Origin of the sequence: Streptomyces sp. NPDC024017, assembly GCF_040638895.1 — a bacterium.
Lineage (GTDB): Bacteria > Actinomycetota > Actinomycetes > Streptomycetales > Streptomycetaceae > Streptomyces.
On record NZ_JBEZYZ010000027.1, the window covers coordinates 16,383 to 42,756 of the forward strand.

General features: G+C 69.2%; 26 protein-coding genes and 4 tRNA genes. 24 read left to right on the forward strand and 6 right to left on the reverse strand.

Annotation, left to right across the window (positions count from 1 at the left end; translation table 11 throughout):
- Window positions 1–158 precede the first annotated feature (158 nt).
- The gene (locus tag AB0G20_RS39050; protein ID WP_361311543.1) at window positions 159–1,415 is read right to left on the reverse strand and encodes an APC family permease; all 1,257 of its coding nucleotides are present in this window, start codon (window positions 1,413–1,415) and stop codon (window positions 159–161) included.
- A gap of 194 nt (window positions 1,416–1,609) precedes the next feature.
- On the opposite strand from AB0G20_RS39050, the gene AB0G20_RS39055 reads away from it, so the two are divergent.
- Window positions 1,610–1,876, forward strand: a complete 267-nt coding sequence (locus AB0G20_RS39055) for a GlsB/YeaQ/YmgE family stress response membrane protein (RefSeq protein ID WP_361311546.1) — start codon at window positions 1,610–1,612, stop codon at window positions 1,874–1,876.
- A 98-nt stretch (window positions 1,877–1,974) separates the two neighbouring features.
- On the opposite strand, the gene AB0G20_RS39060 is transcribed toward AB0G20_RS39055, so the two are convergent.
- On the reverse strand, window positions 1,975–2,463 hold the full coding sequence (locus AB0G20_RS39060; RefSeq protein ID WP_033309004.1) for a YajQ family cyclic di-GMP-binding protein: 489 nt from the start codon (window positions 2,461–2,463) through the stop codon (window positions 1,975–1,977).
- Between the two features lie 220 nt (window positions 2,464–2,683).
- Here AB0G20_RS39060 and AB0G20_RS39065 point away from each other — a divergent pair.
- From AB0G20_RS39065 to AB0G20_RS39080, 4 genes are all read left to right on the forward strand, one after another.
- Window positions 2,684–2,765, forward strand: a tRNA-Tyr gene (locus tag AB0G20_RS39065).
- 444 nt (window positions 2,766–3,209) lie between these two features.
- A complete protein-coding gene (locus AB0G20_RS39070; protein WP_361311550.1) occupies window positions 3,210–3,767 on the forward strand; it encodes a CAP domain-containing protein in 558 nt (185 codons plus the stop codon).
- A gap of 213 nt (window positions 3,768–3,980) precedes the next feature.
- Complete coding sequence (gene rox / locus AB0G20_RS39075; protein WP_361311552.1) at window positions 3,981–5,411, forward strand: rifampin monooxygenase; 1,431 nt, start codon at window positions 3,981–3,983, stop codon at window positions 5,409–5,411.
- Window positions 5,412–5,625: 214 nt separating this feature from the next.
- On the forward strand, window positions 5,626–5,838 hold the full coding sequence (locus AB0G20_RS39080) for a hypothetical protein (protein WP_030839769.1): 213 nt from the start codon (window positions 5,626–5,628) through the stop codon (window positions 5,836–5,838).
- A gap of 40 nt (window positions 5,839–5,878) precedes the next feature.
- Here the strand turns inward: AB0G20_RS39080 and AB0G20_RS39085 are convergent, their stop codons facing one another.
- Both AB0G20_RS39085 and AB0G20_RS39090 read right to left on the reverse strand, forming a co-directional pair.
- A complete protein-coding gene (locus AB0G20_RS39085; RefSeq protein WP_361311555.1) occupies window positions 5,879–6,535 on the reverse strand; it encodes an SDR family oxidoreductase in 657 nt (218 codons plus the stop codon).
- Window positions 6,536–6,601: 66 nt separating this feature from the next.
- Complete coding sequence (locus tag AB0G20_RS39090) at window positions 6,602–7,861, reverse strand: amidohydrolase family protein (RefSeq protein WP_361311558.1); 1,260 nt, start codon at window positions 7,859–7,861, stop codon at window positions 6,602–6,604.
- 234 nt (window positions 7,862–8,095) lie between these two features.
- On the opposite strand from AB0G20_RS39090, the gene AB0G20_RS39095 reads away from it, so the two are divergent.
- From AB0G20_RS39095 to AB0G20_RS39135, 9 genes are all read left to right on the forward strand, one after another.
- Window positions 8,096–8,168: transfer RNA gene (locus AB0G20_RS39095), tRNA-Thr, on the forward strand.
- 45 nt (window positions 8,169–8,213) lie between these two features.
- Window positions 8,214–8,286 (forward strand) — tRNA-Met (locus AB0G20_RS39100).
- An 88-nt stretch (window positions 8,287–8,374) separates the two neighbouring features.
- Window positions 8,375–8,539: a 50S ribosomal protein L33 gene (rpmG, locus tag AB0G20_RS39105; protein ID WP_003948671.1), complete on the forward strand. Its 165-nt coding sequence runs from the start codon at window positions 8,375–8,377 to the stop codon at window positions 8,537–8,539.
- 101 nt (window positions 8,540–8,640) lie between these two features.
- Complete coding sequence (locus AB0G20_RS39110; RefSeq protein ID WP_248506915.1) at window positions 8,641–9,093, forward strand: MaoC family dehydratase N-terminal domain-containing protein; 453 nt, start codon at window positions 8,641–8,643, stop codon at window positions 9,091–9,093.
- 8 nt (window positions 9,094–9,101) lie between these two features.
- Window positions 9,102–9,530 (forward strand): MaoC family dehydratase, encoded by a 429-nt coding sequence (locus AB0G20_RS39115; RefSeq protein ID WP_161366358.1) that lies wholly within the window; start codon window positions 9,102–9,104, stop codon window positions 9,528–9,530.
- A 111-nt stretch (window positions 9,531–9,641) separates the two neighbouring features.
- Window positions 9,642–10,211 carry a TetR/AcrR family transcriptional regulator gene (locus AB0G20_RS39120; RefSeq protein ID WP_361311561.1) on the forward strand — a complete coding sequence of 190 codons (570 nt, stop codon included), beginning with the start codon at window positions 9,642–9,644 and terminating at the stop codon, window positions 10,209–10,211.
- 92 nt (window positions 10,212–10,303) lie between these two features.
- Window positions 10,304–11,740, forward strand: a complete 1,437-nt coding sequence (locus AB0G20_RS39125; RefSeq protein ID WP_361311563.1) for an MFS transporter — start codon at window positions 10,304–10,306, stop codon at window positions 11,738–11,740.
- 30 nt (window positions 11,741–11,770) lie between these two features.
- On the forward strand, window positions 11,771–12,151 hold the full coding sequence (locus AB0G20_RS39130; protein ID WP_361311566.1) for a DUF3291 domain-containing protein: 381 nt from the start codon (window positions 11,771–11,773) through the stop codon (window positions 12,149–12,151).
- Window positions 12,152–12,245: 94 nt separating this feature from the next.
- On the forward strand, window positions 12,246–13,301 hold the full coding sequence (locus AB0G20_RS39135) for a UDP-N-acetylmuramate dehydrogenase (RefSeq protein WP_361311569.1): 1,056 nt from the start codon (window positions 12,246–12,248) through the stop codon (window positions 13,299–13,301).
- A 156-nt stretch (window positions 13,302–13,457) separates the two neighbouring features.
- Here the strand turns inward: AB0G20_RS39135 and AB0G20_RS39140 are convergent, their stop codons facing one another.
- Complete coding sequence (locus AB0G20_RS39140) at window positions 13,458–14,489, reverse strand: adenosine deaminase (RefSeq protein WP_361311572.1); 1,032 nt, start codon at window positions 14,487–14,489, stop codon at window positions 13,458–13,460.
- A 133-nt stretch (window positions 14,490–14,622) separates the two neighbouring features.
- Window positions 14,623–15,849 (reverse strand): pyridoxal phosphate-dependent aminotransferase, encoded by a 1,227-nt coding sequence (locus tag AB0G20_RS39145; RefSeq protein ID WP_361311575.1) that lies wholly within the window; start codon window positions 15,847–15,849, stop codon window positions 14,623–14,625.
- A 306-nt stretch (window positions 15,850–16,155) separates the two neighbouring features.
- Here AB0G20_RS39145 and AB0G20_RS39150 point away from each other — a divergent pair.
- From AB0G20_RS39150 to rpoB, 10 genes are all read left to right on the forward strand, one after another.
- Window positions 16,156–16,228: transfer RNA gene (locus AB0G20_RS39150), tRNA-Trp, on the forward strand.
- Between the two features lie 108 nt (window positions 16,229–16,336).
- Entirely contained in the window at window positions 16,337–16,621 is a 285-nt protein-coding gene (gene secE, locus AB0G20_RS39155; protein WP_030233953.1) for a preprotein translocase subunit SecE, read from the forward strand.
- Window positions 16,622–16,701: 80 nt separating this feature from the next.
- The gene (gene nusG / locus AB0G20_RS39160) at window positions 16,702–17,574 is read left to right on the forward strand and encodes a transcription termination/antitermination protein NusG (protein WP_361311579.1); all 873 of its coding nucleotides are present in this window, start codon (window positions 16,702–16,704) and stop codon (window positions 17,572–17,574) included.
- Window positions 17,575–17,740: 166 nt separating this feature from the next.
- The gene (rplK, locus tag AB0G20_RS39165; RefSeq protein ID WP_003992325.1) at window positions 17,741–18,175 is read left to right on the forward strand and encodes a 50S ribosomal protein L11; all 435 of its coding nucleotides are present in this window, start codon (window positions 17,741–17,743) and stop codon (window positions 18,173–18,175) included.
- 77 nt (window positions 18,176–18,252) lie between these two features.
- The gene (gene rplA / locus AB0G20_RS39170; RefSeq protein ID WP_361311582.1) at window positions 18,253–18,978 is read left to right on the forward strand and encodes a 50S ribosomal protein L1; all 726 of its coding nucleotides are present in this window, start codon (window positions 18,253–18,255) and stop codon (window positions 18,976–18,978) included.
- Window positions 18,979–19,105: 127 nt separating this feature from the next.
- Window positions 19,106–19,963 (forward strand): hypothetical protein, encoded by an 858-nt coding sequence (locus tag AB0G20_RS39175; RefSeq protein ID WP_361311585.1) that lies wholly within the window; start codon window positions 19,106–19,108, stop codon window positions 19,961–19,963.
- Between the two features lie 93 nt (window positions 19,964–20,056).
- Entirely contained in the window at window positions 20,057–20,884 is an 828-nt protein-coding gene (locus tag AB0G20_RS39180) for a DUF1396 domain-containing protein (protein WP_361311587.1), read from the forward strand.
- A gap of 309 nt (window positions 20,885–21,193) precedes the next feature.
- On the forward strand, window positions 21,194–21,724 hold the full coding sequence (gene rplJ / locus AB0G20_RS39185; RefSeq protein WP_053674508.1) for a 50S ribosomal protein L10: 531 nt from the start codon (window positions 21,194–21,196) through the stop codon (window positions 21,722–21,724).
- A 114-nt stretch (window positions 21,725–21,838) separates the two neighbouring features.
- Window positions 21,839–22,228, forward strand: coding sequence for a 50S ribosomal protein L7/L12 (gene rplL, locus AB0G20_RS39190; protein WP_033308983.1), 390 nt, complete (start codon window positions 21,839–21,841; stop codon window positions 22,226–22,228).
- A gap of 571 nt (window positions 22,229–22,799) precedes the next feature.
- Window positions 22,800–26,285: a DNA-directed RNA polymerase subunit beta gene (gene rpoB / locus AB0G20_RS39195; RefSeq protein WP_361311590.1), complete on the forward strand. Its 3,486-nt coding sequence runs from the start codon at window positions 22,800–22,802 to the stop codon at window positions 26,283–26,285.
- Window positions 26,286–26,374 lie beyond the last annotated feature (89 nt).

Sequence of the window (26,374 nt, forward strand, 5' to 3'; positions counted from 1 at the left end):
TGAACCCATGACCGCGATCGAGCAGTTGCCGACCCGAGTGACGACCGAGACCCACAACTCCCGCGTGGAGGCCGTTCTTTCGCGCCCCGAGTCGCGGTGCCCTGAAAGACCCCGGCCGAGAGGCTCTGGAAGGTCCGGGCGGTAACGGAGGCCCGGCCCTACCCCCTCCCCGCCCCAGCCTTCCTCCACCGCCGCACCGCGTACGCAACCGCCCCCAGCACCAGCACCCCCGCGCCCACGACCACCGACACCGCGGGCAGCGAGAACGCCAGCACCACGCACCCGGCCAGCCCCACCACCGGCACCGCCCGCGCCGCCGGCGCCGAAGACAGCGTCCAGGCCGACGCGTTGGCCACTGCGTAGTACGCCAGCACACCGAAGGAGGAGAACCCGATCGCGCCCCGGACGTCCACCGTGGCGGCCAGGACCGCGACCACCGCACCCACGGCCAGCTCCGCCCGGTGCGGCACCTGGAACCGCGGATGCACGGCGGCCAGCGCCCCCGGCAGATGCCGGTCCCGGGCCATGGCCAGTGTCGTCCGCGACACCCCCAGGATCAGCGCGAGCAGCGAGCCCATCGCGGCCACGGCCGCACCGATCCGTACCACCGGCCCGAGCCAGGGCACCCCGGCCGCCCGCACCGCGTCGGCCAGCGGCGCCGTCGCCTCCCCGAGGCCGCCCGACCCGAGGACCGAAAGGACAGCCACCGCCACACACACGTACACCACCAGCGTGATGCCCAGCGCCAGCGGGATCGCCCGCGGAATGGTGCGCGCCGGATCCCGCACCTCCTCGCCGAGTGTCGCGATCCGGGCGTACCCGGCGAAGGCGAAGAACAGCAGACCGGCCGCCTGCAGCACCCCGTCCGCGCCGCCCGAGGCCCCGATGTCCAGCCGCCCGGCATCGGCCTCACCGGACGCCAGACACACGACCACCACCGAAGCGAGGACAGCCAGGACCAGCGCCACGATGACCCGCGTCAGCCACGCGGACTTCTGGACACCGCCGTAGTTCACCGCGGTCAGCGCCACCACGGCCGCGACCGCCACCGCGTGCGCCTGCCCCGGCCAGACGTACGTGCCCACGGTGAGCGCCATCGCCGCACAGGAGGCCGTCTTCCCGACCACGAACGACCAGCCCGCGAGATACCCCCAGAACTCCCCGAGCCGCTCCCGCCCGTACACATACGTGCCGCCCGAGGCCGGATACAGGGCGGCGAGACGGGCCGACGACATGGCGTTGCAGTACGCGACCACAGCGGCGACGGCGAGCCCGAGGAGCAGCCCGGAACCGGCGGCGTGCGCGGCCGGCGCGAGGGCGGCGAAGATCCCGGCGCCCACCATCGAGCCGAGTCCGATGACGACGGCGTCGCCCACGCCGAGGGTGCGGCGCAGTCCAGGAGCGGGAGCTGTCATGCGTCGCACCCTACTGATCAGTGCAACCAGCGGGTGCGGCCAGGACGTCCTCCCCACCAAGACGGTGTGAACGTGCGTGGCAAGGAGGCCGCGCGCCGGACGCCCGACGTACGACGCACGGGCTCGGTCTGGCCGAAAGCAGCATCACATGGCCGGGACAGTGCGGGCACAGCGTGAAAGGGCAGGTTCACGGCATGACCATCCTCAGCTGGATCATCCTGGGACTGTTGGCCGGAGCCATCGCGAAGTTCCTGCTGCCGGGGCGTGACCCGGGCGGCCTCATCGGCACGACCCTGATCGGCATCACGGGCGCGTTCATCGGCGGCTGGATATCGGCCCGCTGGATGGACCACCCGATCAGCAAGGACTTCTACGACGGTGCGACCTGGGCGGCGGCGATCGGCGGATCGCTCGTGCTGCTGATCGCCTACCGCCTCCTGTTCGGCAACTCGCGCGACTGACCGCGCCCACCGATGACAGCCGGCAGACGAGAAGGGTGGACACCCGCGGTGCCCACCCTTCCTCGTATCCGTGCGGGCGGGAGCCCGGAGGACCGGACCTACCGGTAGTTCACGAACTGCATCGCGAAGTCGAAGTCCTTGCCCTTCAGCAGGGTGATGACGGCCTGCAGATCGTCACGGCTCTTGGAGCTGACCCGCAGCTCCTCGCCCTGCACCTGCGCCTTCACGCCCTTGGGGCCCTCGTCGCGGATGGTCTTCGCCACCTTCTTGGCGTTCTCCTGGGAGATGCCCTCCTTGATCGACGAGAAGATCTTGTACTCCTTGCCGGAGAGCTGGGGCTCGCCCGCGTCCAGAGCCTTCAGCGAGATACCCCGCTTGATCAGCTTGGACTGGAAGACGTCGAGGATGGCCTTCACCCGGTCCTCGGAGTTCGCCTCCATGAGGATCTGCTCACCGGACCACGAGATCGAGGCACCCACGCCCTTGAAGTCGTAGCGCTGCGAGATCTCCTTGGCGGCCTGGTTGAGTGCGTTGTCGACCTCCTGCCGCTCGACCTTCGAGACGATGTCGAAACTGGAGTCGGCCATGTCCTGTGGCTCCTTGTATCGGGGTGCGTATCGTGCGTACCGGCGTACTTGGGCGGTCGCAGGGCCCGTTCAGGTCCCGGGCCGCATCCGGACAAGCCTAGCCACCCCCGGCCCGCCGAGCGCCGATCAATCGGGTGGCGAAGCACCCCTCCGTATCGGGTATTGTTTACGTCGTTGCCACGGAGCGCCGCGGAAGAGCGGCTCGACGGGCAGCAACCCCGGCGGTGTGCCCGAGCGGCCAAAGGGAGCAGACTGTAAATCTGCCGGCTCAGCCTTCCCAGGTTCGAATCCTGGCGCCGCCACACTGGGGAAGACCCCCTCTCATCTGCGGAGACGTAGATGAGAGGGGGTTTTTCGTTTTCTCGCCCTTGCGGACCCTGCGGCAGGCGGAGTGAGGTGTCTCACGCGCGGGCGCGGCCTCCGACGTACGTCAGCGCACCCGTCGGCCGGAGGCCATCGCTGCGGTCGAGGTCCAGGCGGGGGGCACCTCAGGGCATGTCCCGGGCACGCCCGGGCACCTCGCCGGCCGGCGAACCCTGAGCGACTTCGACTCCCGACGGTAGAGGAAGAAAAAGCTTCCGAACCTGCCGTGAAATTCCTCGTTCCCCCGAACGCGCGGCTGGGCGCAACAGCGGACCTGGATATCGCTACGGTGTGCAGTGCGATGCGCGGATCGCAGAACGTAGAACGGGAACGCAGAAAGCAGAACGTAGAACCCAGAACGCGGAGAAAAGAAGAGGGAGAAGATGACCGGGATGCGCAGGGCCGCGCTCGCCCTGGGAGCCACCCTTTTCGCCTGGGCCGGGCCGCCCGTGCCGATGCCGCCTCCGTATTACGAGGCGCCTTTGTGGCCTCTGCCGGCGCCCGGGCCAGTCCAGCCCAGGGACAGCAACACCCACGCCCGCCCGGGCCAGGTCCGTGACGATGTGGCGGCCGAGGTCGTCGACGCCGTCAACCGGCAGCGCGCCCGGGCCGATTGCAAGCCCGTGCGGCTGAAGACGTCCCTCAACCGTGCCGCCCAGAGGCACAGCGCCGACATGGCCCGCAGACAGCGCCTCGCCCACACGGGCAGCGACGGCAGCACCCCGGCCTCCCGGATGCGGGACGCCGGCTACCACCCCGGCCACATCGCCGAGAACATCGCCGCGGGCCCCGGCACGCCCGAGTCCGCCGTCCGCACCTGGATCGACAGCCCCGAGCACCGGGCCATCATCCTGACCTGCCGTTACATCCACGCGGGGGTCGGCGTCGCGACGGGCGACGGAGGACCTTGGTGGACGCTGGACCTGGCCACCGGCTACTGAGCCGGTACTGCCCTTCCCCTCGGCGCCCCACATGCTGCTGCCGCCCATTTCGAAAAGAAAAGGGAGAGGCGGAAGCGCAAAAGGAAAGGCAAGGAGTCACCTGCTCCTTGCCACTTTCAACATATAGCGCATGGGGGGCCTTGCGGCAAGGCCCCCGTGGTGCCGCAGAATCTTCGACCTGAAGCCAGAAACAGGCGAAAATTGGGGTCTGCCTTGATTGATGTGATCATTGCCGGCGGTGGCCCGACCGGAATGATGCTGGCCGGCGAGTTGCGGCTGCACGGCGTGCAGGTGGTCGTGCTGGAGAAGGAGGCGGAGCCCGCTCCGCACGTTCGCGCGCTCGGCCTCCACGTGCGCAGCATCGAGGTGCTCGACCAGCGCGGTCTGCTGGAGCGCTTCCTCGCGGAGGGCAGGACACACCCGGTCGGCGGCTTCTTCGCCGGCATCACCAAGCCGTCACCTGACCGGCTGGACACCGCGCATGGGTACGTCCTCGGCATCCCGCAGCCCGTCACCGACCGCCTGCTGACCGAGCACGCCGCCGAGCTCGGCACCGAGATCCGGCGCGGTTGCGAACTGGTCGGGCTGAGCCAGGACGGCGACGGCGTGACCGCCGAGCTGGCCGACGGCACGCGGCTGCGCTCCCGCTACCTCGTCGGGTGCGACGGCGGCCGCAGCACGGTGCGCAAGCTGCTGGGCGTCGGTTTCCCCGGTGAGCCCTCCAGGGTCGAGACGCTGCTGGGCGAGATGGAGGTGTCCGCCCCGCCGGAGGAACTGGCGGCCGTGATGGCCGAAGTCCGCAAGACCCACTTCCGGTTCGGCGCCATGCCGCTGAAGAACGGGGTGCACCGCGTCATCGTGCCCGCCGAGGGAGTGGCCGAGGACCGCACCGCCCCGCCCACCTTCGAGGAGTTCAGGCAACAGCTGCGGAAGTTCGCCGGCACCGACTTCGGCGTGCATGCGCCGCGCTGGCTCTCCCGCTTCGGCGACGCCACCCGGCAGGCCGAGCGCTACCGCGTCGACCGCGTCCTGCTGGCCGGCGACGCCGCGCACATCCACCCGCCGACCGGCGGTCAGGGACTCAACCTCGGCATCCAGGACGCGTTCAACCTCGGCTGGAAGCTGGCCGCCGAAGTGCGCGGCTGGGCGCCGGAGGGGCTGCTGGACAGCTACCACACCGAACGCCACCCGGCGGCCGCGGCCGTGCTGGACAACACCCGTGCGCAGATGCAGCTGCTGGCGCCCGAGCCGGGACCGCAGGCCGTACGCCGGCTGCTGGCGGAGCTGATGGACTTCGAGGAGGTGAACCGGCACCTGATCGAGAAGATCACCGCGATCGCCGTCCGCTACGACTTCGGCGAGGGCCACGAACTGCTCGGACGGCGGCTGCGGGACGTGCAGTTGAAGCGAGGCCGCCTCTACGAGCAGATGCGCGGCGGCCGCGGACTGCTGCTCGACCAGACCGGCGGCCGGCTGTCGGTGGCGGGCTGGTCGGACCGGGTCGACCACGTCGTCGACGTCAGCGAGGAACTCGACGTGCCCGCGGTACTGCTACGACCGGATGGCCACGTGGCCTGGACCGGCGAGGACCAGCGGGAACTGCTCGCCCGACTGCCGAGGTGGTTCGGAGCGGCCACCGGCTGAGAGCCCCCTGTGGCGTCCGGCAGGAGCGACCGGGTTGAGCAGCACCCCTGCATGCCCCGACCCGACCCGATCCGCCCCGACAAGCCACGCCTACTCGCCGGCGTGGACGAGTTCGATGTCGTGGTCGTCCACGCCGGTGCCCGGGACCAACCCAGCACACGGCCCGCACCCGGGGAGTGGCATGGCCGACCCGCCCACGCGGCACACTGACCCCATGTCCTCCCGCCGCAGAGTCTGCCCCGAGTGCCGCCGCGAGATCGCCGTCGTCGCCGGGCGGTACGCGCGCCACGACCCGCCCGGCGCCCGCGAGCACGGCGAACTCACCTCGTGCCCGGGCTCCCGCCGCCAGGCACGCCCCGGCCCGGAGCAACCGTCCCTGGACGGCTACACGGTCCCGGACTTCCCGGGCCAACTGCCCCTGTTCTAGGCGCCCCGACGGCTGTGTGAGCCGCGGCCGGCCGCGAACCTCAGTTCCCCGCCACCGACTTCACCGCCACCGACACCGGCGCCGGTCCGCTGATCAGCTCCAGGGTGAGCCCGGCCGTCGCGGGGGTGTCCACCAGCTCCGCGAGTACGGCGGCCACATCGTCGCGCGGGATGGGACCGCGGCCCGTGTGTGCCTCCAGGCGTACGAGACCGGTGCCGGCGTCGTCGGTGAGTTGGCCGGGGCGCAGGATCGTCCAGTCCAGGCCGTCCAGCCCGCGCACGTACGCGTCCGCCTCGCCCTTGGCGCGCAGGTACACGTCGAAGATCTCGTCGCCCTGGTGGTGCGGGTCGGCGCCCATGGACGACACGATCACGAAGCGCCGCACGCCCGCCTTCACCGCCGCGTCCGCGAAGAGGACCGCCGCGGCCTTGTCCACCGTGTCCTTGCGGGCCGCCCCGCTGCCCGGGCCCGCGCCCGCCGCGAAGACCGCGGCGTCGGCACCCCTGAGCCGTTCCGCGACCTCGTCCACGGACGCCGACTCCAGGTCGAGCACGACCGGTTCGGCACCGGCCTGCCGCAGATCGTCGGCCTGCTCGGGCTTGCGGATGAGCCCCGCCACCTCGTCCCCGCGCGCGGCGAGCAGCCGCTCCAGCCGCAACGCGATCTGACCATGACCACCAGCGATGACAATGCGCATGCCTTCGACCGTACGCCTGGACAGCACCGTCCGCCGCACGACTTCGGCCACACCCCGCCGCAGGCCCTACGGCACTTCGCCCCGCCCCTGCCGCGGCAGCCCCAGCTCCACCGAGGCAGCCGAACTGCAGTACTCCCGCACCGCGCTGGTCCGCGCCACCACGCGCCCCTGATGCACGACGATCCGGCTGTACGCCAGGGACAGCACCCCCGCGAGCCGGTCCCCGCGCACCGCGAGCAGCTCGGCCGGGAAGCCCGCCTCCACCCGCACCTCGGGCAGCCCCAGCACCGCCCGCGCCGAGGAGCTGACCGCGTCGTAGGCCTCCTCGGGGGGCAGCCCGCAGCGCGAGGCCAGCAGGAAGGCCGCCTCCAGCGGATCGCCGCGCCCCACAGGGTTCGACACGTCCCGCAGCGCGCCGCTCCCGGCGGCCACCCGCACCCCGGCCGCGCGCAGCAGCCGTACCGGAGCCGCACCGCGCCGGTCGACGCCGCAGCAGCCGCCCTGCGGCAGGCACACCACGGCCACCCCGGCCGCCGCGAGTTGGTCGGCCGTCCGTGAAGCCACCTCGGAAGGCAGCCGGGCGAGGTCCCCGCACGGGCTGAGGGTGACCCCTGGGCGCAGTCCGCCGGCCATCGCCGCGAGCCGGGCCAGGCGGGCAGGGTCGTCGGCGTCCGTGTGCAGGTCGACGGGGCAGCCGTGTTCGGAGGCCATCTCCAGGACCGCCTCCACGTACCCTGTCGGATCCGGGTCGAGGTCCGGCCGGCCGCCCACCACCGAGGCGCCCATCTTCACCGCGTCCCGCAGCATCGCCAGGCCGTCCGCGCCGGCCACCCCGGTCAGCACCCGGGGCATCGCCACCGTCGTCAGCTCCGCCAGCCCGCGCAGCGCCCGCCGCGCCTGCAGCACCGCCGCCAGCGCGCCCAGCCCCTGGACGTCCCCCACGCGCACATGCGCCCGCAGTGCCGTCGCCCCGTGCCCGAGCTGGAGCAACGCGGCCTCCGTCGCCCGCCGCTGCACGTCCTGCGGCTCGTACGAGACCGGCCCCTCGGCATCGGCCGACAGGGCCGTGTCGGCGTGGGCGTGCGGCTCGGCCGGGGCCGGCAGCAGCAGATAGCCGCTGAGGTCCACGCGCGCCCCGCACGCGCGCGTGCCGCCCGCCCCGAGGCTGCCGGCCGTGCCGACCGCCTCGATGCGCCCGCCGCCCAGCCGTACGTCCACGGTCCGGCCGTCGGTGAGCCGCGCTCCGCACAGCAGCAGCGACGACGGGTCGGCCGGACCCGGCGAGGACGACGGTGGCGGTGGTGGCTGCGGCCGGCTGTCGGGCATCGCACTCCAGGGGCTCGGGCTGCGCGCGGAGGAGGCATGATCACGCAGAGTGAGACGAGCCTAGGACGGCCTCCCGCCCGTGGCGGGGAGGAGCGCAATAGTCGTACCGGCGTGGTCCGCCATGGCACGGGAGGCACTCACGAGGCTGCCGGGAGGACGGTCCGGGCACCCGCGCGGGTGCCTCGAAACGGATTTGGGTGAACGGCTGCCGAGCGTGTAATGTCTTCATCGCTCGCCCCAATAGCTCAGTCGGCAGAGCGTCTCCATGGTAAGGAGAAGGTCAACGGTTCGATTCCGTTTTGGGGCTCTGGTGTGACTGGTTCCGTCGCGAGGCGGGACCGGACCACATCAAAGCGGTGTAGCTCAGTCGGTAGAGCAAGCGGCTCATAATCGCTGTGTCACCGGTTCAAGTCCGGTCACCGCTACTCTCAGTAGCCGATTGCGGGGTCGGTCCTTCGATCGGCTACTCTTCTTGCGTTAAACAGTCCATCCGTTCGTCTTAGGAGCACTCACGTGGCTGCCACCGACGTCCGCCCGAAGATCACGCTGGCCTGCGTGGAGTGCAAGGAGCGGAACTACATCACCAAGAAGAACCGGCGTAACAACCCGGATCGTCTTGAGATGAAGAAGCACTGCCCGCGTTGCAATGCGCACACCGCGCACCGCGAAACGCGATAAAAACAGGCTCGTACACGAGGCCGTTCCCGAGTGATCGGGGGCGGCCTCGTGTCGTTGAGGGACCCGTACCGGTCAGTAGAGCTACCAGGAGGTACCGAGCCATGGCGCTCGACCAGTCCTTCGTGGGGCGGACGTACCCGCCCACCGCGCCCTACGAGGTGGGCCGGGAGAAGATCCGTGAGTTCGCCGAGGCGGTCGGGGACGCCAACCCGGTGTACACGGACGCGGAGGCCGCCAAGGCGCTCGGTCACCCCGATGTGATCGCCCCGCCGACCTTCGTCTTCGCGATCACCTTCAAGGCCGCCGGCCAGGTCGTCCAGGACCCCCAGCTCGGCCTCGACTACAGCCGCGTGGTGCACGGCGACCAGAAGTTCGCCTACCGCCGCCCGGTCCGCGCCGGCGACCGGCTCACGGTCACCTCGACCATCGAGGCCGTCAAGTCCCTCGCGGGCAACGACATCGTGGACATCCGTGGCGAGGTCCACGACGAGGCGGGCGAGCACGTCGTGACCGCCTGGACCAAGCTCGTGGCCCGCGCGGCCGAGGAGGCGTGAGCGACCCCATGACCGCGAAGATCTCCTACTCCGACGTCGAGGTCGGCACCGAACTGCCCGCGCAGACCTTCCCCGTGACCCGCGACACCCTCGTCCGGTACGCGGGCGCCTCCGGCGACTTCAACCCGATCCACTGGAACGAGAAGTTCGCCAAGGAGGTCGGCCTGCCGGACGTCATCGCGCACGGCATGTTCACCATGGCCGAAGCGATCCGCGTGGTCACCGACTGGACCGGCGACCCGGGCGCGGTCGTCGAGTACGGCGTCCGCTTCACCAAGCCGGTCGTCGTCCCGAACGACGACCAGGGCGCCGTGATCGAGGTGGCGGGCAAGGTCGCCGCCAAGCTCGACGACAACACCGTCCGCGTGGACCTGACGGCGACCAGCGCCGGGCAGAAGGTGCTGGGCATGTCCAGGGCGGTCGTGCGACTGGCCTGAGCGGCCGCGACACGACGTAAGGGGCGCTCTCCATTGCGGGGCGCCCCTTACGCATGGCGCGTGCAGACCACCGCTTGACGTAGTTAGTGATTGAGTACTAACTTCGAATGCATGGCGAGGATGAGTGCGGAAGAGCGGCGCGAGAGCGTCATCCGGGCGGCGACGACCGAGTTCGCCCGGGGTGGCTACCACGGCACCTCGACCGAGGCGATCGCCCGTCGGGTCGGCGTCTCGCAGCCGTACCTCTTCCGGCTCTTCCCGGGCAAGAAGGCGATCTTCCTGGCGGCGGCCGAGCGCTGCGTGGAGGACACCATCCGCACGTTCGCCGAGGCCTCCGAGGGGCTCCACGGCGAAGAGGCCCTGCACGCCATGGGTAACGCGTACACCAAGGTCATCGAAGAGCGGCCCGAGCGGCTCATGATGCAGATGCAGATGTATGTCGCCGTGAAGGCCGCCGAGGAGGAGGGCGACCATGAGTTCGGCGAGTCGGTGCGCGCCGGCTGGATGCGGTTGTGGGACACCGTCCATCTGCCGCTCGGGGCCGACGCCGGCGAGACGACGACGTTCATGGCGTACGGGATGCTCATCAACTGCCTCACGGCCATGGGTTTCCCGCCCGAGCACCGTGTCTGGGAGGGGATGTACCCGTCGGCGAGGCTCAAGGGCCGGCTGGAGAAATGAGCGGGGAAGAGCGCACGAGTGTGCCTCTTCATGTGCGCGAAAGTTAGTGAGCAATAACTAATCGATCACGGCAGATACTCCTTGGGGGAGCGATGTCACAGCAGACCGCACGTCGCGGGGGAGCCGCCTGGGCCCTCGTCATCACCAGCGTCGCCGGATTCATGGCGGCTCTCGACAACCTCGTCGTCACCACCGCCCTGCCCTCCATCCGCGAGGACCTCGGCGGAGGACTGCACGACCTGGAATGGACCGTGAGCGCCTACACGCTCACCTTTGCCGTCCTGCTGATGTTCGGCGCGGCCCTCGGCGACCGCTTCGGCCGCCGCCGGCTCTTCATCGCGGGACTCGCCGTCTTCACCGGCGCCTCCGCCGCGGCGGCCATGGCCCCCGGCATCGACTCCCTCATCGCCGCCCGGGCGGTCCAGGGCGCGGGTGCGGCGGTCATGATGCCGCTGACGCTCACCCTGCTGACCGCCGCCGTGCCCGCCGCCAAACGCGGCATGGCCTACGGCATCTGGGGTGCCGTCAACGGACTGGCCGTCGCCTCCGGGCCGCTCGTCGGCGGCACGCTCACCGAACACATTTCCTGGCAGTGGATCTTCTGGCTGAACGTCCCGCTCGGTCTGGCCCTGCTGCCGCTCGCCCGCCTCCGCCTCGCCGAGTCCCACGGCACCGGAGCCCCGCTCGACGTCCCCGGCACCCTGCTCGCCAGCGGCGGTCTCTTCGGCATCGTCTACGGCCTGGTCCGCGGCCCCGCCGACGGCTGGACCGGTTCCCTCGTCCTGACCGGCCTGTTCGCGGGCTCCGCGCTGCTCGCCGGCTTCGTCCTCTACAGCACGCGCGCCAAGAACCCCATGCTCCCGATGCGGCTGTTCCGGTCCCGGGCCTTCGCCGGGATCAACGCGGCGAGCCTGCTGATGTTCCTCGGCATGTTCGGCTCGATCTTCCTGCTCAGCCAGTACATGCAGGGCGTCCTCGGCTACTCGCCCACCGAGGCGGGCCTCAGGATGCTGCCCTGGACCGGTATGCCGATGCTGGTGGCCCCGATCGCCGGCATCCTGGCCGACCGGATCGGCGGCCGCCCGGTCGTCGCCGCGGGCCTCTTCCTGCAGGCCCTGGGCCTCGGCTACATGGCGGTGGTCGCCACGGCCGACGCCTCCTACACGGCCCAGCTGCCCGCCCTGATCGTCAGCGGCATCGGCATGGCGCTGTTCTTCGCCCCCGCCTCGCACCTGGTGATGTCCAGCGTGCGGGCATCGGAGCAGGGCATCGCCTCCGGCGCCAACAACGCCCTGCGCGAGGTGGGCGGGGCGCTCGGCATCGCCGTCATGGCGTCGATCTTCGCGGCCCAGGGCGGCTACGAGACCGGCCAGACCTTCGTCGACGGCATGCGGCCCGCCCTGGTGACGGGCTCCGCGGTGGTCGCCCTCGCGGGCATCGCGGCCCTGCTGATACCGACCCGGCGGCGCACCGAGCGGCAGACGGCCCAGGCCGAACCGGCACCGGTGCTGGAGACGGCCGCCCACTGACCCCGAAGGCCCTCAACAAGGAGAAGCGGCATGCCCACCCTTCCCTGGACCGTCCCGAACACCCCGCCCCGCGACACCGAGGTGCACGTCTTCGCCTCCCGCTTCGAGACCAGCACCCTGTGGGGAGCCCTGAAGTTCCTCGCCGGGACGCCCGCCGTGTGGCGGCAGGTCCGCCGGAGCCCCGGCGCTTACGGAGCGACCCTGAAGGCGAAGCCTCTGAAACGGACCTTCTGGACCCTGTCGGCCTGGGAGTCCAAGGACGCGCTCCACGCCTTCGTCCGCGCGGGTGCCCACGGCCCCGCCTCCCGCGGCCTCGCCCCGCAGATGAGGGACTCGGCGTTCACCACCTGGCAGGTGAGCAGCGAGGACCTCCCGCTCTCCTGGTCCGAGGCGCTCCGCCGGCTGCCCTGACGGACACCACGCGTGTGTGCGGCCCCGTTCCCGCGAACGGGGCCGCACACACGCGTGCCCGACCCTGTCGGTACCGTCTCGTACTCTTGAGCCCGTGCAGGAACTCCACGACGCCCCCCTCGCCCCGCTGACGACCTTCCGGCTGGGCGGCCCCGCGACCCGGCTGGTCACCGCGACGACGGACGACGAGGTGATCGCCGCCGTCCGCGAAGCCGACGAGGCGGGCACCCCGCTGCTGCTCATCGGCGGCGGCTCGAACCTGGTCATCGGAGACAAGGGCTTCGAGGGCACCGCCCTCGTCATCGCCACCAAGGGCTTCTCCCTCGACGGCACGACGCTGGAGCTCGCCGCCGGCGAGGTCTGGACCGACGCCGTCGCCCGCACGGTCGAGGCGGGCCTGGCCGGCGTCGAGTGCCTGGCCGGCATCCCCGGCTCGGCGGGCGCGACCCCCATCCAGAACGTCGGGGCGTACGGCCAGGAGGTCTCCTCCACGATCACCGAGGTCGTCGCCTACGACCGGACCACCGGCGAAACGGTCACCCTGGCCAATGAGGACTGCGCCTTCTCCTACCGCCACAGCCGCTTCAAGTCCGACCCCGAGCGGTACGTGGTCCTGCGTGTCCGCTTCTGTCTGGAGGACGCCGAGGGCCTCTCCGCCCCCCTCCGGTACGCCGAGACGGCCCGCGCCCTCGGTGTGGAACCGGGCGATCGCGTCCCGCTCGCGCAGGCCCGCGAGACGGTGCTCAAGCTGCGCGCCGGCAAGGGCATGGTCCTGGACCCCGAGGACCACGACACCTGGTCGGCCGGCTCCTTCTTCACCAATCCGATCCTCACGGACGCGGACTTCGCGACGTTCCGCACACGCGTGCGTGAGCGGCTCGGCGACGCGGTGGAGCCCCCCGCGTACCCGGCCGGTGAGGGCCGTACCAAGACCTCTGCGGCCTGGCTGATCGACAAGGCGGGCTTCACGAAGGGCTACGGCGAGGGTCCGGCCCGCATCTCCACGAAGCACACGCTGGCGCTCACGAACCGGGGGAGCGCGACGACCGAGGATCTCCTCGCGCTGGCCCGTGAGGTCGTGGCCGGCGTCCGCGAGGCCTTCGGCATCACCCTGGTCAACGAGCCGGTTACGGTCGGGGTCAGCCTGTAGGCGCCCGGCGTCGCTGCTGAGGCCGGGTGGGTGCGCGACCCGGCGCAGCGGGCTGCCGCTGCGCCCACCCGTGCCGCCCCTGGCGGCACGCATGCCCGCAGCTGGGCCCGTCGCCCCGACCCACCACCCGGCGGGAAGGCGCTGCCCACACCCGCGCTACGACGCCAGCCAGTCGTCCACCCCCGCCAGCAGCTTCGTCTTGATGTCCTCCGGCGCCGCCGACCCCCGCACCGACTGCCGGGCCACCTCCGCGAGCTCCGCGTCCGTGAACCCGTTATGCCGCCGCGCGATCTCGTACTGCGCCGCCAACCGGGACCCGAACAGCAGCGGATCGTCCGCGCCCAGCGCCAGCGGCACCCCCGCCTCGAACAACGTCCGCAGCGGCACGTCCTCCGGCTTCTCGTACACCCCCAGCGCCACGTTCGACGCCGGGCACACCTCGCACGTCACCTGCCGGTCCGCCAGCCGCTTCATCAGCCGCGGATCCTCCGCCGCCCGCACCCCGTGCCCCACCCGGGTCGCCCCCAGGTCGTCCAGACAGTCCCGCACCGACGACGGCCCCGCCAGCTCACCCCCGTGCGGCGCCGACATCAACCCGGCCTCGCGCGCGATCCCGAACGCCCGGTCGAAGTCCCGCGCCATCCCCCGCCGCTCGTCGTTCGACAGCCCGAAGCCGACCACGCCCCGGTCCGCGTACCGCACCGCGAGCCGCGCCAGCGTCCGCGCGTCCAGCGGGTGCTTCATCCGGTTCGCCGCGACCAGCACCCGCATCCCGAGCCCTGTCTCCCGCGACGTCGTCTCCACCGCGTCCAGGATGATCTCCAGCGCCGGAATCAGCCCGCCCAGCCGCGGCGCGTACGACGTCGGGTCGACCTGGATCTCCAGCCACCCCGACCCGTCCCGCAGGTCCTCCTCCGCGGCCTCCCGCACCAGCCGCTGAATGTCCTCCGGCTCCCGCAGACACGAGCGCGCCGCGTCGTACAGCCGCTGAAAGCGGAACCAGCCCCGTTCGTCCGTAGCCCGCAGGCTCGGCGGTTCCCCGCTGGTCAGCGCCTCACTCAGCGCGTCGGGCAGCCGCACCCCGTGCTTGTCGGCCAGTTCCAGCACGGTCGAGGGCCGCATCGACCCGGTGAAGTGCAGGTGCAGATGGGCTTTCGGCAGCTCAGAGACATCACGTACACGCTCCATCCCAAGATCCTGCCGTACGTCCCAGCCGTCCCGGTAGCCGTTTCCCCTTTCGTGGTCTTGCTCGCACAAAGAAACTGGCACAAACAAAGGGGGCACATACCGGATCCGGTATGTGCCCCCTCAGACGGAAGCGTCAGTCCCTGGCCTCCGCCAGCAGCTTCTGGATCCGGCTCACACCCTCGACCAGATCCTCGTCACCCAGCGCGTACGACAGCCGCAGGTACCCGGGCGTACCGAACGCCTCACCCGGCACCACCGCGACCTCGGACTCCTCCAGGATCAGCGCGGCCAGTTCGACCGAGTCCTTGGGCCGCCTGCCCCGGATCTCCTTGCCGATCAGCGCCTTCACGGACGGGTACGCGTAGAAGGCCCCTTCCGGCTCCGGGCACACCACGCCGTCGATCTCGTTCAGCATCCGCACGATGGTCTTGCGGCGCCGGTCGAAGGCCTCACGCATCGTCGCCACGGCGTCCAGGTCACCGGAGACGGCGGCCAGCGCGGCGGCCTGGGCGACGTTGGACACGTTCGACGTGGCGTGCGACTGGAGGTTCGTCGCGGCCTTGACGATGTCCTTCGGGCCGATGACCCACCCGACACGCCAGCCGGTCATCGCGTACGTCTTGGCGACACCGTTGACCACGACGCACTTGTCGCGCAGCTCGGGCAGCACCGCCGGCAGCGACACGGCGGAGGCGTCGCCGTAGACCAGGTGCTCGTAGATCTCGTCGGTCAGCACCCACAGGCCGTGCTCGAGGGCCCAGCGGCCGATCGCCTCGGTCTCCTGCTCGCTGTAGACCGCGCCGGTCGGGTTCGACGGCGAGACGAAGAGGACGACCTTCGTCTTCTCCGTACGGGCCGCCTCCAGCTGCTCGACGCTCACCCGGTAGCCGGTCGTCTCGTCGGCGACGACCTCCACCGGGACACCCCCGGCCAGCCGGATCGACTCGGGGTACGTCGTCCAGTACGGCGCGGGCACGATGACCTCGTCGCCCGGGTCGAGGATCGCGGCGAAGGCCTCGTAGATGGCCTGCTTGCCACCGTTGGTGACCAGGATCTCCGAGACGTCGGGCTCGTAGCCGGAGTCCCGCAGCGTCTTCGCGGCGATCGCGGCCTTCAGCTCGGGCAGACCACCGGCGGGCGTGTAGCGGTGGAACTTCGGGTTCTTGCAGGCCTCGATCGCGGCCTCGACGATGTAGTCCGGGGTCGGGAAGTCGGGCTCACCGGCGCCGAAGCCGATCACCGGCCGCCCTGCGGCCTTGAGGGCCTTGGCCTTGGCGTCCACGGCGAGGGTGGCGGACTCGGAGATCGCGCCGACTCGGGCGGAGACCCGGCGCTCGGTGGGAGGGGTTGCAGCGCTCATGGGCCCCATCGTTTCAGACTGGAAACGCGCGCGGCACGGGGGTTTCACAGACTGAACAACGTCGGGCAAACCCCTGAACAACAGTGCGGATCGTCCGCGCGGCCTGGGCGATCTTCAGCGGAATCACGTCAGTCCGCTCCCCGTTCAGGAGGCGATCTTCCGCCAACGAGCCCTCCCTCGGGCCCTTTCTGTTCGACGACCGGCCGCCGAGCACGTACACTCTCACCTCGTTGGCCTTCAGCAGGCCGCGCCCGTTCGGTGCACACCAAGCATCCGGATGGATGCGGTACGTTGGGGGACACACAAAGGGTCGTAGCTCAATTGGTAGAGCACTGGTCTCCAAAACCAGCGGTTGGGGGTTCAAGTCCCTCCGGCCCTGCTACACACACCTTCGCCAGGATGTGTGCGCATGTACGTACAGCAATGCACCGCCGTGCGGCTCAGACCGGGCGCGGCACGGCCACGACCCGGAATCAGGTGAGGACGAGTGACGGACGCCGTGGGCTCCATCGACATGCCTGATGCCCAGGATGAGGCGCCGGAGTCCAAGAAGACCCGCAAGGGCGGCAAGCGCGGCAAGAAGGGCCCGCTGAAGCGCCTTGCCCTCTTCTACCGCCAGATCGTCGCGGAACTGCGCAAGGTCGTCTGGCCGAGCCGCAACCAGCTGACGACCTACACGACCGTGGTGATCATCTTCGTGGTCATCATGATCGGCCTGGTCACCGTGATTGACTATGGGCTCAGCAACGCCGCCAAGTACGTGTTCGGCTGAGCAGTCCGCGAAGAGCGCCGAGGTACCCGGCGCTCCTTTCGCATGTTCCACCCCCATGTATCCAGGAAGAAGCAGCCACCGTGTCTGACCCGAACGTGAACGACGCCATCGAGCCTGTCGAGTCCGTCGAGGACGAGCTCGACATCGTCGAGGGCGCGGACAGCGAGGACACCGAGGCCTCCGCCGAGGTCGAGGCTGCCGACGCCGTCGCGGACGACGCCGCCGAGGCGGAGACCGAAGCCGATGAAGAGGCCGCGGACGAGTCCGAGGAAGAGGCCGCGGACGAGTCCGAGGAAGAGACCGCGGACGAGTCCGAGGAAGAGCCTGAGGACGACCGCGACCCGATCGAGAAGCTCCGCGAGGAACTGCGGGTCCTGCCCGGCGAGTGGTACGTCATCCACACCTACGCCGGCTACGAGAACCGCGTGAAGACCAACCTGGAGCAGCGCGCCGTCTCGCTGAACGTCGAGGACTACATCTTCCAGGCCGAGGTGCCGCAGGAAGAGGTCGTCCAGATCAAGAACGGCGACCGCAAGACGATCAAGCAGAACAAGCTCCCGGGCTACGTCCTGGTCCGCATGGACCTGACGAACGAGTCCTGGGGTGTCGTCCGCAACACCCCCGGTGTCACCGGCTTCGTGGGCAACGCCTACGACCCGTACCCGCTGACCCTGGACGAGATCGTCAAGATGCTCGCCCCCGAGGCCGAGGAGAAGGCCGCCCGCGAGGCCGCCGAGGCCGAGGGCAAGCCGGCTCCGCAGCGCAAGGTCGAGGTCCAGGTGCTGGACTTCGAGGTCGGCGACTCGGTCACCGTCACCGACGGCCCGTTCGCCACGCTGCAGGCGACCATCAACGAGATCAACCCGGACTCGAAGAAGGTCAAGGGCCTCGTCGAGATCTTCGGCCGCGAGACGCCGGTCGAGCTCTCCTTCGACCAGATCCAGAAGAACTAACTTCCGGACTCACCGCTTCCGCGCAGGTCAGGCGATCGCTCGAGCGGCCGCCTGACCTGCGCGGTTTTTGGCCGCGCATCTATACCCGTTATCGTTGTGCGGTATGCCTGCGTCCGGGTGGTCCCCGTGTGCAGGCAGGACCCGAATCGAAAGGACCCGGAGAGCTATGCCTCCCAAGAAGAAGAAGGTCACGGGGCTCATCAAGCTCCAGATCCAGGCCGGTGCCGCCAACCCGGCCCCGCCGGTCGGCCCCGCGCTGGGTCAGCACGGCGTGAACATCATGGAGTTCTGCAAGGCCTACAACGCCGCGACCGAGTCGCAGCGTGGCTGGGTGATCCCGGTGGAGATCACGGTCTACGAGGACCGTTCCTTCACCTTCATCACCAAGACGCCGCCGGCCGCGAAGATGATCCTGAAGGCCGCGGGCATCGAGAAGGGCTCCGGCGAGCCGCACAAGACCAAGGTCGCGAAGATCACGCGTGACCAGGTCCGTGAGATCGCCACCACGAAGATGCCCGACCTCAACGCCAACGACCTGGACGCCGCCGAGAAGATCATCGCCGGCACCGCCCGTTCCATGGGCGTCACGGTCGAGGGCTGAGCCCCAACCTCCATCAGCAGAAGTGGCGGGGCCTGCTCGGCCCGGACCACAACTCCTAAGAATCCACAGGAGCAGTAGTGAGCAAGCGCAGCAAGTCCCTTCGCGCTGCGGACGCCAAGATCGACCGGGAGAAGCTCTACGCCCCGCTCGAGGCCGTCCGTCTCGCCAAGGACACCTCCACGACCAAGTTCGACAGCACCGTCGAGGTCGCCTTCCGCCTGGGTGTCGACCCGCGCAAGGCCGACCAGATGGTCCGTGGCACCGTGAACCTTCCGCACGGCACCGGTAAGACCGCCCGGGTCCTGGTCTTCGCGACCGGTGACCGTGCCGAGGCCGCGCGTGCCGCGGGCGCCGACATCGTCGGCGCCGACGAGCTGATCGACGAGGTGTCGAAGGGCCGTCTGGACTTCGACGCCGTCGTCGCCACCCCGGACCTCATGGGCAAGGTCGGCCGCCTCGGCCGCGTGCTCGGTCCGCGTGGTCTGATGCCGAACCCGAAGACCGGCACCGTGACCCCCGACGTCACCAAGGCCGTCACCGAGATCAAGGGCGGCAAGATCGAGTTCCGTGTCGACAAGCACGCGAACCTGCACTTCATCATCGGCAAGACGTCGTTCGACGACACCAAGCTGGTGGAGAACTACGGCGCGGCCCTGGAGGAGATCCTCCGTCTGAAGCCGTCCGCCGCCAAGGGTCGCTACATCAAGAAGGCCGCCATCAGCACCACGATGGGCCCCGGCATTCCGGTCGACTCGAACCGCACCCGCAACCTCCTCGTCGAGGAGGACCCGGCCGCGGTCTGAGCCTGAGGCTCACCCAACCGGTCACGGGCCCCGCACCTCTTACAGGTGCGGGGCCCGTTCCCTTTTCCGGTACGTACGCCGGTGGCCTGGGTTAACGTGCGGGAACCGGATGCGATCGGGGGGACGTATGCAGGGCACGACCGTGCGCCGTGTGGGCCTGGGGATCGCGGTGGCGACCGCGCTGACGGGGGCGGCCGCCTGCACTTCTCAGGACTCCTCCGACGGCCCCGGCCAGCCCGACCGCGCCGCGCGCGGCCGGACCCTCGCCGCCCTGCGCTCCGCCGAGCGCGCCACCGAGCACGCCGAGTCCGCCCGGGTCGAGTCCACGACGACCATGGGCTCGCTGATGTCCATGACCGCCGACGGCACCCTCGGCTGGAGCGACGGCATCACCGGCACCCTCACCATCAAGTACACCGGTGGCACCGTGGCCGACACCATGCGCCGGCTCGGCACCACGTCGATGGAGGCCCGCTACCTGCCCGAGGCGTACTACGCGCGCATGGGCGAGAAGTTCGCCGAACAGGCCGGCGGCAGGCACTGGATCCGGTACGCGTACAAGGACCTCGAAGCCCTCGCCGGCGGCTCCGGTGCTCATCTCGGCGACCAGATGCGCAGCACCACGCCCAACCAGTCCGTGAAGCTCCTGCTGTCCTCCGGCGACGTCAGGAAGGTCGGCGAGGAGACCGTCCGCGGCCGGACCACCACGCACTGGTCCGGCACCGTGACGGCGGCCGACGTCGCCGACGCCGGCCTGAGGAAGCAGCTCACCGAGGCCGGGGTCACCACCGAGACCGTCGACATCTGGATCGACAAGCGGAACCTGCTGGTCAAGAAGGTCGAGAAGGCGCGGATGACCACGGGCCTGATGACCCAGACCGCGCACTACGCCGATTACGGCGTGGCGGTCCGGGCTGAGCGGCCCCCGCGGTCCGACACCGGGGACTTCGAGGACCTGGTGCGGAAGCAGTCCGGTACGCCCTGAGGCGTGCGTCTATTCGGATAGATCACTTGTGCCCCTCTGGGATAGGCTCGCGGCCTTGCTGTGAAGCAAGCATGTATTCCTTGGGGGGAATCGATGAGGACATCCATACCTGCCGCCGGGCTGTGCGCCCTGCTGCTCGCCGCCGGTGCGGTCGGCTGCGGTTCCGAGAAGTCGCCGGAGATGACGCCCGCGGCGGCCGTCGCCAAGGCGGCGAAGAACACGGAGGACATCACGTCCCTCCAGTACCGCATGAAGGGCACGGTCCCGGAGTCGGGCCGCGTCGAGGGCCAGGCGTCCATGCGGCTGAAGCCCACGATCGCGATGAGCATGAAGATGCAGGCGCCCGACCAGGGAGCCGGCGAAACCATGGAGATCCGTCTCGTCGACAAGGCCATGTATCTCGGTGGGGGAGCCGAGATGGCCAAGGAGATGGACGGCAAGCGCTGGCTGAAGTTCGACCTGTCCGGATCCGACGCGGCCAAGGACCTGGACCAGATGGGGTCCACGAGCCAGGCCGAGCAGAACCCGGCGGCGGAGTCCACCTTCCTCACGGGCGCCAAGGACGTGAAGAAGGTCGGCAGCGAGGAGGTCGACGGCGTCGAGACCACCCACTACTCGGGCACGGTCACCCTCGACGACCTGCGCGCCTCGCTCAAGGACGACAAGGCGGAGACGCGCAAGCAGCGCGAGAAGAGCATCAAGCAGTACGAGAAGCTGGGCGTCGACAAGTTCACGATGGACATGTGGGTCGACGGCGAGGACCACACCAAGCAGTTCCGCATGAAGGGTGAGGCCGACAAGGGCCCGCTCGACATGACCATCACCTTCCTCGACTACAACAAGCCCGTCACCGTCACGGCCCCGCCGGCCAAGGACGTCGCGGACCTGGGCGAGATGTTCAAGGAGCTGGAGCAGGGCTGAACGGCCCTGCGCTGGTACGCCGTACGGGGCGGATTTGCTTGACGGCGATCCGTTCCCGTACTCTCCTACAGAAGCCAAAGACCGCTGGTCGTTACCGCGCGCTCATCAGAGGGCGTGGTGGCCGAAGGATCCGCTGAACGGCGGACGACCCGCGCAGGTGACACTGGAGAAGCTCCCGGAGTCCGCCGCCTCGTGTGTGCGTGAAACCGGTCGAGCTACGCCCCGTGCGCTTGCGCCGGGGCGTTTCGTTTTCCCCAGTCCTCCTTCGGGTCCGCGCGGTCCGAATCACCCGGAAGGAGGCCGAGGCTCATGGCGAGGCCTGACAAGGTCGATGCCGTCGAGGAGATGCGGGACAAGTTCCGCAACTCCAACGCTGCCGTCGTTACCGCGTACACCGGTCTCACCGTTGCGCAGCTCCAGAAGCTGCGTCGTTCACTCGGTGAGAACGCTCAGTACCGTGTGGCGAAGAACACGCTGACCAAGATTGCGGCCAACGAGGCCGGGATCACGACGCTGGACGACCTCTTTGCGGGTTCGTCGGCCGTCGCCTTCGTGACCGGTGACCCGGTCGAGGCGGCGAAGGGTCTCCGTGACTTCGCCAAGGACAACCCCAACCTCGTCATCAAGGGCGGCGTCCTTGACGGCAAGGCGTTGTCCGCCGATGAGATCAAGAAGCTTGCGGACCTCGAGTCCCGCGAGGTTCTGCTCTCCAAGCTGGCCGGTGCCATGAAGGGCAAGCAGTCCCAGGCTGCCTCTGTCTTCCAGGCGCTGCCGTCGAAGCTCGTCCGCACCGTGGACGCGCTCCGTGCCAAGCAGGACGAGCAGGGCGGTGCCGAGTAACTCGGCTCGCATCCCGGCCGCCGCTGCCTGAACGCGGCGACCGTAGCGGGCCAGACGTACGCCCGCCTCACATGTACATCCGGCACCTGCCGATTTAGTGGAAGGACCGCCATCATGGCGAAGCTCAGCCAGGAAGACCTGCTCGCGCAGTTCGAGGAGATGACCCTCATCGAGCTCTCCGAGTTCGTGAAGGCGTTCGAGGAGAAGTTCGACGTCACCGCCGCCGCTGCCGCGCCGGTCGTCGTCGCCGGTGGTGCCGCTGGTGGCGCCGCTGCCGAGGCCGCTGAGGAGCAGGACGAGTTCGACGTCATCCTCACGGGTGCCGGCGACAAGAAGATCCAGGTCATCAAGGTCGTGCGTGAGCTGACCTCCCTGGGTCTGAAGGAGGCCAAGGACCTCGTGGACGGCGCCCCGAAGCCCGTTCTCGAGAAGGTCGCCAAGGACGCCGCCGAGAAGGCCGCCGAGTCCCTCAAGGGCGCCGGCGCCTCCGTCGAGGTCAAGTAAGACCCTCGGATCCGTCAGGATCCACAACACGTCCCGCTGGACGTGTAACGCGTAAGCGTGGAAGAGCGATCATCCATCCGGGTGGTCGCTCTTCGGCGTTCTCGGGGGTGGGCCACGGTTGCCTTGAAGCCCCGGTGACGGGGGGTATGGTGATCTTCGTCGTGTCTCCGGGCGGCCCCGGATCGGGCAGTGGGGCCTTGACGAACCGCACGCAGCGCGCAATTCTCAGGACGCGTCGTCACAGGATCCGAATCCGAGGCATGGATCGACGACGAAGAGGGCAGTACTAACGTGCGTTGAGGGCAGCGCCGTGTCGCAGGAGTGGAACAACGAGGGTGAACACGGGTTTCACGACCCGCACTGGACATCAGTGTGCCAAGTGGCTACACTGACCCTTTGCGCTGCCTGTTAGCTGTCCCCTGCCCGTCACCAGGGGTCTGCCCTCGCCCGAGCATCGACGACAAGACCCGTCTGAACTGGCCTTACGGCCCGATGGACACAGCTTGTCTCCGTGTACGGGAGAGGGGCCGGTACGCGCGTAGTGAGTCCGAGCCCTCGGAAGGACCCCCTCTTGGCCGCCTCGCGCAACGCCTCGACCGCGAATACGAACAACGCCGCCAGCACTGCCCCGCTGCGCATCTCTTTTGCAAAGATCAAGGAGCCTCTTGAGGTTCCGAACCTGCTCGCGCTGCAGACCGAGAGCTTCGACTGGCTCCTCGGCAACACCGCCTGGCAGAGTCGGGTCGAGGAGGCTCTCGAGAACGGTCAGGACGTCCCCACCAAGTCCGGGCTCGAGGAGATCTTCGAGGAGATCTCCCCGATCGAGGACTTCAGCGGGTCGATGTCGCTGACCTTCCGCGACCACCGCTTCGAGCCGCCGAAGAACTCCATCGACGAGTGCAAGGACCGCGACTTCACGTACGCGGCCCCCCTCTTCGTCACCGCCGAGTTCACGAACAACGAGACCGGCGAGATCAAGTCTCAGACCGTCTTCATGGGCGACTTCCCGCTCATGACGAACAAGGGCACCTTCGTCATCAACGGCACCGAGCGTGTCGTGGTGTCGCAGCTCGTCCGTTCGCCCGGCGTCTACTTCGACTCCTCCATCGACAAGACGTCCGACAAGGACATCTTCTCCGCCAAGATCATCCCGTCCCGGGGTGCCTGGCTGGAGATGGAGATCGACAAGCGCGACATGGTCGGTGTCCGCATCGACCGCAAGCGCAAGCAGTCCGTCACCGTCCTGCTCAAGGCGCTCGGCTGGACCACCGAGCAGATCCTCGAGGAGTTCGGCCAGTACGAGTCCATGCGCGCCACCCTGGAGAAGGACCACACCCAGGGCCAGGACGACGCGCTGCTCGATATCTACCGCAAGCTGCGTCCGGGCGAGCCCCCCACGCGTGAGGCCGCGCAGACGCTGCTGGAGAACCTCTACTTCAACCCCAAGCGCTACGACCTGGCCAAGGTCGGCCGCTACAAGGTCAACAAGAAGCTGGGTGCGGACGCTCCGCTGGACGCGGGCATCCTGACCGTCGAGGACATCATCTCGACGATCAAGTACCTGGTGAAGCTGCACGCGGGCGAGACCGAGACGGTCGGCGACAGCGGTACGAACATCGTCGTCGAGACCGACGACATCGACCACTTCGGCAACCGCCGCCTGCGCAGCGTCGGCGAGCTCATCCAGAACCAGGTCCGTACGGGTCTGGCGCGTATGGAGCGAGTCGTCCGCGAGCGGATGACGACCCAGGACGTCGAGGCGATCACGCCGCAGACCCTGATCAACATCCGGCCGGTCGTCGCCTCCATCAAGGAGTTCTTCGGCACCAGCCAGCTGTCCCAGTTCATGGACCAGAACAACCCGCTGTCGGGTCTGACGCACAAGCGGCGTCTCTCCGCGCTCGGCCCGGGTGGTCTGTCCCGTGAGCGGGCCGGCTTCGAGGTCCGTGACGTGCACCCGTCGCACTACGGCCGCATGTGCCCGATCGAGACGCCTGAAGGCCCGAACATCGGTCTGATCGGCTCGCTCGCCTCCTACGGCCGGGTCAACGCGTTCGGTTTCGTCGAGACCCCGTACCGCAAGGTGTTCGAGGGCCAGGTCACCGACGAGGTCGACTACCTGACCGCCGACGAGGAGGACCGCTTCGTCATCGCGCAGGCCAACGCGCCGCTGACGGACGACCTCCGCTTCGCCGAGGCCCGCGTGCTCGTCCGCCGTAAGGGCGGCGAGGTCGACTACGTCACCGGCGAGGACGTGGACTACATGGACGTCTCGCCGCGCCAGATGGTGTCGGTCGCGACGGCCATGATCCCCTTCCTCGAGCACGACGACGCCAACCGTGCCCTCATGGGCGCGAACATGATGCGTCAGGCCGTGCCGCTGATTAAGTCCGAGGCCCCGCTCGTCGGCACCGGCATGGAGTACCGCTCCGCGGTCGACGCCGGCGACGTGGTCAAGGCCGAGAAGCCCGGTGTGGTCCAGGAGGTCTCCGCGGACTACATCACCACCGCCAACGACGACGGCACGTACATCACGTACCGCCTGGCCAAGTTCGCCCGCTCCAACCAGGGCACCTCGGTCAACCAGAAGGTCATCGTCAACGAGGGCGACCGGATCATCGAGGGCCAGGTCCTCGCCGACGGTCCGGCCACCCAGAACGGCGAGATGGCGCTCGGCAAGAACCTGCTCGTGGCGTTCATGCCGTGGGAGGGTCACAACTACGAGGACGCGATCATCCTGTCGCAGCGCCTCGTGCAGGACGACGTCCTCTCCTCGATCCACATCGAGGAGCACGAGGTCGACGCCCGTGACACCAAGCTCGGCCCCGAGGAGATCACCCGGGACATCCCGAACGTCTCCGAGGAGGTCCTCGCCGACCTCGACGAGCGCGGCATCATCCGTATCGGTGCCGAGGTCGTCGCCGGCGACATCCTCGTCGGCAAGGTCACGCCCAAGGGCGAGACCGAGCTGACGCCGGAGGAGCGCCTGCTGCGCGCGATCTTCGGTGAGAAGGCCCGTGAGGTCCGTGACACCTCGCTGAAGGTCCCGCACGGCGAGATCGGCAAGGTCATCGGCGTCCGCGTCTTCGACCGTGAAGAGGGCGACGAGCTGCCGCCGGGCGTGAACCAGCTGGTTCGTGTCTACGTGGCGCAGAAGCGCAAGATCACGGACGGTGACAAGCTCGCCGGCCGTCACGGCAACAAGGGTGTCATCTCGAAGATCCTGCCGATCGAGGACATGCCGTTCCTGGAGGACGGCACCCCGGTCGACATCATCCTCAACCCGCTCGGTGTGCCGTCCCGAATGAACCCGGGACAGGTCCTGGAGATCCACCTCGGCTGGCTCGCCAGCCGCGGCTGGGACGTCTCCGGCCTCGCGGACGACTGGGCGCAGCGCCTGCAGGCCATCGAGGCCGACCAGGTCGCCCCCGGCACGAACGTCGCCACCCCCGTCTTCGACGGTGCGCGTGAGGACGAGCTGGCCGGTCTGCTGAACCACACCATCCCGAACCGCGACGGCGAGCGCATGGTGCTCCCGACCGGTAAGGCGCCGCTGTTCGACGGCCGTTCCGGCGAGCCGTTCCCGGAGCCGATCTCGGTCGGCTACATGTACATCCTCAAGCTGCACCACCTGGTCGACGACAAGCTGCACGCCCGGTCGACCGGTCCGTACTCGATGATCACCCAGCAGCCGCTGGGTGGTAAGGCCCAGTTCGGTGGCCAGCGCTTCGGTGAGATGGAGGTGTGGGCGCTGGAGGCTTACGGCGCCGCGTACGCCCTCCAGGAGCTGCTGACCATCAAGTCCGACGACGTCACCGGCCGCGTGAAGGTCTACGAGGCCATCGTCAAGGGCGAGAACATTCCCGAGCCCGGCATCCCCGAGTCCTTCAAGGTGCTCATCAAGGAGATGCAGTCCCTGTGCCTCAACGTGGAGGTGCTGTCCTCGGACGGCATGTCCATCGAGATGCGCGACACCGACGAGGACGTCTTCCGCGCTGCGGAGGAGCTTGGCATCGACCTGTCCCGGCGTGAGCCGAGCAGCGTCGAAGAGGTCTGACGGGAGTTCGGAGGCCTTCGTCATGAAGGCCTCCGGCCCCAGGACCCCCGTATCAGACCCCATGACTTACAACCCTGAGAGGGATTGAC

What these genes read in the sequence shown, in the direction of transcription:
- AB0G20_RS39050 (WP_361311543.1), bottom strand. Translation starts at nt 1,415, where the DNA reads ATGACAGCTCCCGCTCCTGGACTGCGCCGCACCCTCGGCGTGGGCGAC.
- AB0G20_RS39055 (WP_361311546.1), top strand. Translation starts at nt 1,610, where the DNA reads ATGACCATCCTCAGCTGGATCATCCTGGGACTGTTGGCCGGAGCCATC.
- AB0G20_RS39060 (WP_033309004.1), bottom strand. Translation starts at nt 2,463, where the DNA reads ATGGCCGACTCCAGTTTCGACATCGTCTCGAAGGTCGAGCGGCAGGAG.
- AB0G20_RS39070 (WP_361311550.1), top strand. Translation starts at nt 3,210, where the DNA reads ATGACCGGGATGCGCAGGGCCGCGCTCGCCCTGGGAGCCACCCTTTTC.
- AB0G20_RS39080 (WP_030839769.1), top strand. Translation starts at nt 5,626, where the DNA reads ATGTCCTCCCGCCGCAGAGTCTGCCCCGAGTGCCGCCGCGAGATCGCC.
- AB0G20_RS39085 (WP_361311555.1), bottom strand. Translation starts at nt 6,535, where the DNA reads ATGCGCATTGTCATCGCTGGTGGTCATGGTCAGATCGCGTTGCGGCTG.
- AB0G20_RS39090 (WP_361311558.1), bottom strand. Translation starts at nt 7,861, where the DNA reads ATGCCCGACAGCCGGCCGCAGCCACCACCGCCACCGTCGTCCTCGCCG.
- AB0G20_RS39110 (WP_248506915.1), top strand. Translation starts at nt 8,641, where the DNA reads ATGGCGCTCGACCAGTCCTTCGTGGGGCGGACGTACCCGCCCACCGCG.
- AB0G20_RS39115 (WP_161366358.1), top strand. Translation starts at nt 9,102, where the DNA reads ATGACCGCGAAGATCTCCTACTCCGACGTCGAGGTCGGCACCGAACTG.
- AB0G20_RS39120 (WP_361311561.1), top strand. Translation starts at nt 9,642, where the DNA reads ATGGCGAGGATGAGTGCGGAAGAGCGGCGCGAGAGCGTCATCCGGGCG.
- AB0G20_RS39125 (WP_361311563.1), top strand. Translation starts at nt 10,304, where the DNA reads ATGTCACAGCAGACCGCACGTCGCGGGGGAGCCGCCTGGGCCCTCGTC.
- AB0G20_RS39130 (WP_361311566.1), top strand. Translation starts at nt 11,771, where the DNA reads ATGCCCACCCTTCCCTGGACCGTCCCGAACACCCCGCCCCGCGACACC.
- AB0G20_RS39140 (WP_361311572.1), bottom strand. Translation starts at nt 14,489, where the DNA reads ATGGAGCGTGTACGTGATGTCTCTGAGCTGCCGAAAGCCCATCTGCAC.
- AB0G20_RS39145 (WP_361311575.1), bottom strand. Translation starts at nt 15,849, where the DNA reads ATGAGCGCTGCAACCCCTCCCACCGAGCGCCGGGTCTCCGCCCGAGTC.
- rplK (WP_003992325.1), top strand. Translation starts at nt 17,741, where the DNA reads ATGCCTCCCAAGAAGAAGAAGGTCACGGGGCTCATCAAGCTCCAGATC.
- AB0G20_RS39175 (WP_361311585.1), top strand. Translation starts at nt 19,106, where the DNA reads ATGCAGGGCACGACCGTGCGCCGTGTGGGCCTGGGGATCGCGGTGGCG.
- AB0G20_RS39180 (WP_361311587.1), top strand. Translation starts at nt 20,057, where the DNA reads ATGAGGACATCCATACCTGCCGCCGGGCTGTGCGCCCTGCTGCTCGCC.
- rplJ (WP_053674508.1), top strand. Translation starts at nt 21,194, where the DNA reads ATGGCGAGGCCTGACAAGGTCGATGCCGTCGAGGAGATGCGGGACAAG.
- rplL (WP_033308983.1), top strand. Translation starts at nt 21,839, where the DNA reads ATGGCGAAGCTCAGCCAGGAAGACCTGCTCGCGCAGTTCGAGGAGATG.